Raw genomic sequence first — 8,791 nt, forward strand, 5'->3', positions numbered from 1 at the left:
CGAGCACCTCGCGCACGTCGCGCAGCATGCGCGCATCGCAGCAGGTGTGCGGTCGACCCTCAAGGCCACCGTCGGGCCCCTGTGGACCGGGGCGTGGCTCGGCGCGTCAGCCGACGTAGACGAGGTGGCTGGTGCCCCGGGGCAGCTCGACGACGCGCTGCTCGACGTTGTCCACGGCGATGAGTCCCCGGCGGGTCAGGCCGAAGACCGGCTCGTCACCGGCGGGCGAGCCGACGAGTGCCCTGACGACCCCGTCGACCACGATCGCCGAGGGATCCTGGTTGGGCGGCGACCCGTCGACCGAGGCCGTCGCCACCGAGGCCGACGACGTCGCGACCGGTGGGTTCAGCACGACGACGCTGCTGGCGCTGCGCCAGCTGATCGCCCGGATGGGCAGGGAGCTGTCGACGCTCGCGCCGATCCGCATCGCCCGCGTCGCGCCGACCACCTTCCCGGTGCCCCGGTGCTCGATCCGGGTCAGCATGAGCGTGTCGCCGTCGGGACCACCGATCACCGCGACGAGACGACTGCCGTCGCGCGACACGAGGAACGCGCGCACCCGCTCCCCCGAGATCCCCGGCACCCACAACCGGCGGACCGCCCCGTCCTCGACGTACGAGACCCGAGCCCCGCGAGTCGTGCGGTCGACCAGCCAGATGCGACCGGCGAAGTCCCAGGCCGGCTTCAAGAAGTCCTGCCCGCCACTGACGACCGTCTCGACGCCGGCACCACTGGTGGACCCGAGCTGGCCCAGCAGGACCGACGTGCCGTCGGCCCCGATGCCGGCCACCGAGCTCCCGTCGAGACTCACGCCGATCGACCGCATCCCGAGCTCCTGCTCGCCCAGCGGGCCGCCCACGGGCTCGAGACCGGTCGGTGTCCCCGACACGACGATGCCCCGGCGCAGGCCGTAGAGCAGCGGGCTCGCCTGGACGCCGGCGGGGTCGTACTGGGCGCCGCCATCGACGCGGTACGACGAGACGCCGCCCGGCAGCGGGACCGGCTCACCGTTGAAGGACAGCTGGATGCTCTTCACCGTCGGCTCCTGGCGCAGCGTCCAGGCGAGCTGGGCCAGCATCTTCTCGATCGTGTCGGCCGACGGCTGCCCGCCGTCGCCTGAGAGCAGGATGTCGGCGACGCCGTCGTCGGAGATCGTCACGCCCACGGAGATCTCCAGCCCGGCGGGGATGAAGCTCTGGATGACCTGTGAGAGCCCGGGCGAGGGACCTGCCAGCAGCGCCTGGGTGAGCGTGGAGGGCAGCTGGTCCCCGCGAGGGACGAACACCGGCTCCGGCGTCAGGATCGCCGCGGTGGGGTCGAAGTAGTAGAGCGAGACCTGGCGGAAGTTCCGCTGGAACCAGTCCTGGGGGACGATGAGCGCGTCGGGCAGGTCGTCGATGCGCCACTCGCCGTCCTCGAGCGTCAGGTCGAAGGTGATCGTCCGCTGCGACCGGGGCAGGGCACCGCGCCACGCCCGACGACTGTCGAGGTGGTTGGCCCCGGGCAGCTGGATCGACACCCGCTGGCCGATGTCCGTGGGGGTCGGCGGCGTCGGGTAGGTGATGGTCTCCCGCTGGGGGGTCCAGGAGGCGGCGGCGTCCTCGGTCAGGAACTCCCGGGCGATCTTGGTGCTGACCGGCACCGCCTGCATCGCGATGAGGAACTGGCGCACGATCTCGGCCGGGGCGGCGCCGCTCTGGGGCGGCTTGGGGTCGTAGAAGAAGCCCGTGTCGGAGGAGACGTCGCCCTCGGAGCGGGTCTCGACGACGGGTCCGCTGTCGGGCACCCGGACACAGCCGCTGACGAGCGCGGCGAGCACGACCGACACGAGCACCGGGGCCAGCGTGGCCAGCGGTCGGCGGGTCACGAGACCTGCTCCGCGACGTCGCCGGGCACGAGCGGCAACGGGCTGTGCCGCAGCACCCCGCCCGCCCGACGGGGCAGGGTCAGTCGGAACTGGGCGCCCTCGCCGGGACGGCCCCAGGCCTGGAGCCACCCCCCGTGCAGGTGGGTGTCCTCGAGCGCGATGGACAGACCCAGACCGGTGCCACCCGAGGTCCGGGCGCGGGCGGGGTCGGCGCGCCAGAACCGGTTGAAGACCATCGACGCCTCCCCAGGGGCGAGCCCGACGCCGTGGTCGCGCACGGCGATCGCCGCGGCGTGCTCGTCACCGGCCACGTGGATGACGATGCCGGCGTCGGGTCCGTCCAGGGCCGCGTGGTCGATGGCGTTGGTGACCAGGTTGCGCACGATGCGCTCGACCCGGCGTACGTCGGCCTCGGCGAGGCAGGCCTGGTCGGGCGCGCGGACGACCACCTGGACGTGCCGCTGGTCGGCGAGCGGACGGGTCACGTCGACGATGCGCCGCGCGACGTCGACGAGGTTGACGTCGTCGAGCTCGAGCACCGCGGCGCCGGCGTCGAACCGGCTGATCTCCAGCAGGTCGGCGAGCAGGGTCTCGAACCGGTCGAGCTCGGTCTGCAGCAGCTCGGCGGCGCGCGCCGTGGCCGGGTCGAAGCCGTCGCGCGCGTCGTGGAGCATGTCGCTGGCCATCCGCACCGTCGTGAGCGGGGTGCGGAGCTCGTGGGAGACGTCGGAGACGAAGCGGCGCTGCACCCGGCTGAGCTCCTCCAGCTGGCGGATCTGGCGTTGGAGGTTGCTGGCCATCTGGTTGAACGACGTGGCGAGGCGGGCCAGGTCGTCCTCGCCGGAGACCTTCAGGCGCTCCTGCAGCTGGCCGGCGGCCAGCCGCTCGGCGACCTGACGGGCGAGCCGGATCGGGGTGACGACCTGGCGGGTGACCAGCCACGTCATGCCGGCGACGAGCACGAGCAGCAGGCCGCCCGCGGTGAGCAGGGCGCGGGTCACGAGCGCGAGCGTCTCCTCCTGCTCGTCGAGCGGGAACAGGTAGTAGAGCGTGTACGACGCGGCGTCCGAGGGCAGCTGCACCTGGGAGCCGACCGCGATGCCGGGCCGCTCGGAGACCGTGCCGTCGGTCCCGGTGCGCCGGATCGTGGTGTAGGTCCAGGCCGTGGAGGACTCGGCGTCGAAGTGCTCCTCCAGCGCGGGCGGAACGCTGGTGGTGTCGAGGCCGCGGGTGCGGTTGGCGCCGCCGTCCGCGATCCGGCTGCCGGGCCGGGTCGGGCCGACGAGGACGACGGAGTAGCCCCGGGTCTCGCCGCGCTGGATCAGCGTGCCGGCGAGGGAGCGCTGCTGGCCGAAGGGGTCGCTGTCGATGCCGGGCGCGGCCTCGAGCAGGTCGCGGGCCTCGGCGGTCTCGTCGTTGGCCTCGGCCACGACTGCGTCCACGCGGTGCTCGAGCAGGCCGTCGCGGGTCTGTTGCAGCAGGAACCAGCCGACCACGCTGACCACACCTGCCGACAGGATCAGCGTGCTCGCGACCACCCGAGCCTGGATGGAGCGTCGCCAGAACGTGAACCATCGGCGCAGGGAGTCCGGGGGCCTGCGGGAGCCGACCGACGAGCGCAGGTGGAGCACCGGGCCGGCCTACGCCGTCCCGGCTTTGTACCCCACCCCGCGGACCGTGACGACGATCTCGGGGTTCTCGGGATCGTGCTCGACCTTCGAGCGCAGCCGCTGCACGTGCACGTTGACCAGCCGGGTGTCGGCGGCGTGCCGGTAGCCCCAGACCTGCTCGAGCAGCACCTCCCGGGTGAAGACCTGCCACGGCTTGCGGGCCAGGCAGACGAGGAGGTCGAACTCGAGCGGCGTGAGGCTGATGCGCTCCCCGGCCCGGGTCACGGTGTGGCCGGCCACGTCGATCGCGAGGTCGCCGATCGTGAGCGTCTCCTGGCTCGGGGCGTCGAAACGACGGACTCGCGCGCGGATGCGGGCCACCAGCTCCTTGGGCTTGAAGGGCTTGACGACGTAGTCGTCGGCACCCGACTCCAGGCCGACCACGACGTCGATGCCGTCCTTGCCGGGCAGCATCAGGTCGAGCAGCACCAGGTCGGGGCGGTAGTCACGGAACGCCTCCATGGCCTGGTCGCCGCGTCCGACCATGTGGCTCTCGAAGCCCTCCTGGCGCAGCACGATCGTGAGCATCTCCGCCAGGGATGCGTCGTCGTCCACGACCAGGATGCGACCCTTGGTGAGGGTCTCGGCAGCCGGCTCGGTCATGCGTCCATCTTGCCTTAGTGGGCCTCACCGGGTGGCGTTCACCCCGACTTCAGCGGCCGGACATGCCGGTGGGGCGGCCACAGCGTGACCGCCCCACTGGTGTCGGGATCAGTATCGGTACTGCTCCGGCTTGTAGGGGCCGGCGGCGTCGACGCCGAGGTAGGCGGCCTGCTCGTCGCTGAGCCGGGTCAGCTTGACCCCCAGGGCGTCGAGGTGGAGGCGGGCGACCTCCTCGTCGAGGTGCTTGGGCAGCACGTAGACGCCGACCGGGTACTCCTCGGTCTTCGTGAAGATCTCGATCTGCGCGAGCACCTGGTTGGTGAAGGAGTTCGACATCACGAACGAGGGGTGGCCGGTCGCGTTGCCGAGGTTCATCAGGCGACCCTCGGAGAGCACGATGATGGCCTTGCCGGTCGGGAAGGTCCAGACGTCGACCTGCGGCTTGACGTTCTTGCGCTCCGCGACGCCCGGCGCCTCGAGGCCGGCCATGTCGATCTCGTTGTCGAAGTGGCCGATGTTGCCGACGATCGCGTTGTGCTTCATCGCCCGCATGTGGTCGACGGTGACGACGTCCTTGTTGCCGGTCGCGGTGATGATGATGTCCGCGATCGGGAGGGCGTCCTCGAGCGTGGTGACCTGGTAGCCGTCCATCGACGCCTGCAGCGCGCAGATCGGGTCGATCTCAGTGACGATGACGCGGGCCCCCTGGCCGCGCAGCGACTCCGCGCAGCCCTTGCCGACGTCGCCGTAGCCACAGACCACGGCGACCTTGCCGCCGATGAGGACGTCGGTCGCGCGGTTGATGCCGTCGATCAGCGAGTGGCGGCAGCCGTACTTGTTGTCGAACTTCGACTTGGTGACCGAGTCGTTGACGTTGATCGCCGGGAAGAGCAGCGTGCCCTCGCGCATCATCTCGTAGAGACGGTGCACACCGGTCGTGGTCTCCTCGGTCACGCCCTTGATCGAGTTGGCGATCGGGGTCCAGTGGTTGGGGTTCTCGGCGAGGACCTGGGTGAGGACCTCGAAGATGATCCGCTGCTCGGTGCTGGTGGCGCTCGCCGGGTCGGGAGCCTGGCCGGTCTTCTCGGCCTGGACGCCGAGGTGCACGAGCAGGGTCGCGTCACCGCCGTCGTCGAGGATCATGTTGGGCTGCTGGCCGCCGGGCCAGTCGAGGATCTGCTGGGTGCACCACCAGTACTCCTCCAGCGTCTCGCCCTTCCAGGCGAAGACCGGGACGCCCTGCGGGTCCTCGGGGGTGCCGTTCGGGCCGACCGCGATCGCGGCGGCGGCGTGGTCCTGGGTGGAGAAGATGTTGCAGGAGGCCCAGCGCACCTCGGCGCCGAGGGCGACCAGGGTCTCGATGAGCACGGCGGTCTGGATCGTCATGTGCAGCGAGCCGGCGATCCGGGCGCCCTTGAGCGGCTGGTCGGCGCCGTAGCGCTCGCGCATCGCCATCAGGCCCGGCATCTCGTGCTCGGCGAGCTGGATCTCGGTGCGGCCGAAGTCGGCCAGGGAGAGGTCGGCGACCTTGAAGTCCATCGGTTGTCTCCTCAGGAGGGTGGAGTCCGGGTCTGCGTCGTGCATCTGCACGTCTGGGGATCTCCCACGCGGACCCGGCAAGCGTAGGACGGCGATCGCCGGTTGGCGGAATCCTCGGGCCTCCAGCTCCCAGCCCCCGGCTCCCGCGTCCCGGCCCGTCGGATCGACCGTCAGTGGGCGGCGGCGGGCTTCTTGCCGAACGGCAGCAGGTGCATGACGACCATGACGAGTGCACCGACGACCAGGCCGAGGACGGCGGAGGCGGCGGTGTTGACGAGCCAGCCGAGGGCCCCACCCACGCTCGAGACGGCGTGGTGCACCTTCTCCTCGAGGTGGTGGACGGCGTCGTACGGCGCGTGCCAGCCGAGCTCGTCGAGACCCACCAGCTCGATGTGGCCGCCGACCCAGAGCATCGCAGCGGTGCCGACCACCGAGATCGTGGCGAGCAGGCGCGGCATGAACGACACCAGCCCGCGGCCCAGCCGCTGCAGACCGGCGGACCTGCGCTCGGTCAGCGCCAGGCCGACGTCGTCGATCTTCACGATCACGCCGACCACGCCGTAGACCGCGATCGTGATCACGATCGCGACGACGACCAGGATCACCAGCCGGCTGAGGAACGGCTCGTCGGCCACCTCGTTGAGGGCGATCACCATGATCTCGGCCGACAGGATCAGGTCGGTGCGGATCGCGCCGCTCACCATGGTCTTCTCGGCGTCCTCCCCCGCCTCCGCGACCGGGGCCGCGTGGGCCTCGTGGCCGCGGATGCGTTCCCAGACCTTCTCGGCCCCCTCGTAGCAGAGGTAGCCGCCGCCGAGCATGAGGATCGGTGTGAGCAGCCACGGCAGGAACTGGCTGAGCAGCAGCGCGACCGGGAGGATCAGCAGCAGCTTGTTGCGGATCGACCCGATCGCGATCCGTCGGATCATCGGCAGCTCGCGGTCGGCGGTGACGCCGTGGACGTACTGCGGGGTCACCGCGGTGTCGTCGACCACCACACCAGCGGCCTTCGTGGTCGCCCGCCCCGCCGCGGCGCCGACGTCGTCGACCGATGCGGCGGCCAGCCGCGCGAGCGCGGCGACGTCGTCGAGCAGCGCGAACAACCCTCCAGCCATGCCGGAAGGTTATCGGGCGATGTGCAAGCCCTTCGCGTGCCGGGTCAGGCCAGGGCCGGCGCCGCCTCGGACCGCTGCTCCGGCTGGAACACGCAGGCGGAGTCCTCGGCGAGCGGGTCGCCGGTGTCGGCGTAGGCCCGCGCCCGCGAGCCGCCGCACAGGTCGGCGAACTCACAGCGGCCGCACCGGCCACTGAACTCCGAGGCGCGGATGCTGCGCAGCACCTCGTTGTCGCGGTAGATCTCCGCCAGCGGGGTCTCGCGCACCGACCCGAGCGGCAGCGGGAGGAATCCCGCCGGGTAGACCTCGCCGTCGTAGGCCACGAACACGATGCCCTTGCCATCGCGGGTGGAGACGGTGTGGGCGGTCGAGCGGCTCTCCCCCGGGCCGGCGAGCTCGACGAGGCGGTCGCGGAGTGCGACGTACGTCGGGGTGGCGGGCGCCGGCAGCCCGGCCTTGCGCTGCACGACGATCCGCCGGAAGAACGGTGCCTCGACCGTGCGGACGGTGAACCCGTGGTGCGAGGAGTCCACGAGGAAGTGGCACACGTCCTCGTGCTCGGCCGGCGTGATCGCGCCCGTCGCCTCGCCGCGACCGACGTGGACCAGGAAGAAGACCTCCCAGATGGCCACGCCGGTCTCGGCCATCAGGGCCGCGATGTCCGCGAGCTCGTCGAGGTTGGCGCGCATCACCGTGGTGTTGATCTGCACCTTGAGGCCGGCTTCGACGAGCGACCGGATCGCGAGCACGGTCTGGTCGAAGTGGCCGGGGATCCCCCGCACGGCGTCGTGTGTCGCCGCGGTCGCGCCGTCGAGGCTCAAGGAGACCGCCTTGACCCCGGCGTCGACCATCCGGGCGATGGCCTCGGGGGTCAGCTGCGGGGTGACCGAGGGCGACATGGCGACCGGTACGCCGAGCCCACCCGCGTACTCCACCATCTCGAACACGTCCGGACGCAGCAGGCAGTCGCCGCCGGTGAGGATCAGGATCGGGTACGGCCGACCGAACGCGGCCACCTGGTCGATCAGCGCGCGGCCCTCGGCGCCGGTCAGCTCGCCGGGCAGCGGATCAGGTGCCGCCGAGGCACGGCAGTGCCGACAGGCCAGCAGGCAGGCGCGGGTCACCTCCCAGAACACCAGCATCGGCCGCTGCCCGTAGTCGATCGACCGCGGCAGCGTGAGGCCCGCGGGGTGGCCGCTCGGGTGGTTCATGCAGACGCTCCTTGCTGCAGGGGCTCGGTGGGCTCGCCGGGCTCGCCGGGCTCGGGAACGATGCGGGCGGCGGTCGCCTCGGCCTGGGCGACACAGCCGGCGAGACCCACGCCGCGGTAGGCCGCGCCGGTCACGGTGAGGCCGGGCAGGGTCGCCAGCTCCGCGTCGAGGGCGGCCAGCCGGGCGGCATGCCCGACGGTGTACTGCGGCATGGCGCCCGGCCAGCGCTGCACCAGCCGGTCGACCGGGTCGGCGCGGATGCCAAGGATCCGGGACAGGGCTTCACGGACGTGGCGCTCGAGCTCGTCGTCGTCCATCCTGAGCCAGCGCCGGTCACCGGCCCGTCCGACCATGCACTTGACCAGGACCAGGTCGTCGTCGGGCTGCGGCCACTTCTGGGACAGCCAGCTGCAGCCGACGATGAGCTCCCCCTCGGCGGGCGGGACGAGGAAGCCCGTGCCCGGCCGCAGCGCCGGCACGTCCTCGCGCCGGAAGGCCAGCGTCACGTTGGCGACGTCGACGTACTCGATGCCACGCAGCAGCTCCGCGGCGTTCGGGAGGAGGTCGCCGAGCAGGTCGGCCGCGACGTACGCCGGCGTCGCGAGCACGACCTGGGTGGCGGGGAGGATCCGGTCGTCGGTGAGCACCGTCCACGACCCGTCCGCCCGGCGGTCGATCCCCCGCGTGAGGGCGCCGGTCAGCACCGTCTCGGGGCCGAGCTCCTCGGCGAGGCGCGCGGTCAGGTGCGACAGGCCGCCGCGCAGGGAGACCAGCGGAGGCTTCGGA

At 71.8% G+C, this 8,791-nt stretch carries 7 protein-coding genes; all 7 read right to left on the reverse strand.

Annotated elements, in window-relative coordinates:
* Positions 1 to 106 precede the first annotated feature (106 nt).
* Complete coding sequence (locus Q0L15_RS07320) at positions 107 to 1,867, reverse strand: LpqB family beta-propeller domain-containing protein (protein WP_296603296.1); 1,761 nt, start codon at positions 1,865 to 1,867, stop codon at positions 107 to 109.
* The gene (gene mtrB / locus Q0L15_RS07325) at positions 1,864 to 3,498 is read right to left on the reverse strand and encodes an MtrAB system histidine kinase MtrB (protein WP_296603298.1); all 1,635 of its coding nucleotides are present in this window, start codon (positions 3,496 to 3,498) and stop codon (positions 1,864 to 1,866) included. Before mtrB ends, Q0L15_RS07320 begins: the two co-directional genes overlap by 4 nt.
* A gap of 9 nt (positions 3,499 to 3,507) precedes the next feature.
* Positions 3,508 to 4,140 carry a response regulator transcription factor gene (locus Q0L15_RS07330; RefSeq protein WP_296603299.1) on the reverse strand — a complete coding sequence of 211 codons (633 nt, stop codon included), beginning with the start codon at positions 4,138 to 4,140 and terminating at the stop codon, positions 3,508 to 3,510.
* A 108-nt stretch (positions 4,141 to 4,248) separates the two neighbouring features.
* Positions 4,249 to 5,679 carry an adenosylhomocysteinase gene (gene ahcY, locus Q0L15_RS07335; RefSeq protein ID WP_296603300.1) on the reverse strand — a complete coding sequence of 477 codons (1,431 nt, stop codon included), beginning with the start codon at positions 5,677 to 5,679 and terminating at the stop codon, positions 4,249 to 4,251.
* A gap of 170 nt (positions 5,680 to 5,849) precedes the next feature.
* A complete protein-coding gene (locus tag Q0L15_RS07340) occupies positions 5,850 to 6,794 on the reverse strand; it encodes a DUF808 domain-containing protein (protein ID WP_296603301.1) in 945 nt (314 codons plus the stop codon).
* Between the two features lie 44 nt (positions 6,795 to 6,838).
* Positions 6,839 to 8,005 carry a TIGR04053 family radical SAM/SPASM domain-containing protein gene (locus Q0L15_RS07345; RefSeq protein WP_296603303.1) on the reverse strand — a complete coding sequence of 389 codons (1,167 nt, stop codon included), beginning with the start codon at positions 8,003 to 8,005 and terminating at the stop codon, positions 6,839 to 6,841.
* Positions 8,002 to 8,791 (reverse strand): protoporphyrinogen oxidase (hemG, locus tag Q0L15_RS07350; RefSeq protein ID WP_296603305.1); only part of this gene is annotated, 790 nt, incomplete at its 5' end. The genes Q0L15_RS07345 and hemG, both read right to left, overlap by 4 nt.

Origin of the sequence: Nocardioides sp. (assembly GCF_024509035.1) — a bacterium.
Classification (GTDB): Bacteria; Actinomycetota; Actinomycetes; order Propionibacteriales; family Nocardioidaceae; genus Nocardioides.

Coding starts and splice junctions, on each gene's coding strand:
- ahcY (WP_296603300.1), bottom strand. CDS start 5,679: ATGGACTTCAAGGTCGCCGACCTCTCCCTGGCCGACTTCGGCCGCACC.
- Q0L15_RS07340 (WP_296603301.1), bottom strand. CDS start 6,794: ATGGCTGGAGGGTTGTTCGCGCTGCTCGACGACGTCGCCGCGCTCGCG.
- Q0L15_RS07345 (WP_296603303.1), bottom strand. CDS start 8,005: ATGAACCACCCGAGCGGCCACCCCGCGGGCCTCACGCTGCCGCGGTCG.
- Q0L15_RS07330 (WP_296603299.1), bottom strand. CDS start 4,140: ATGACCGAGCCGGCTGCCGAGACCCTCACCAAGGGTCGCATCCTGGTC.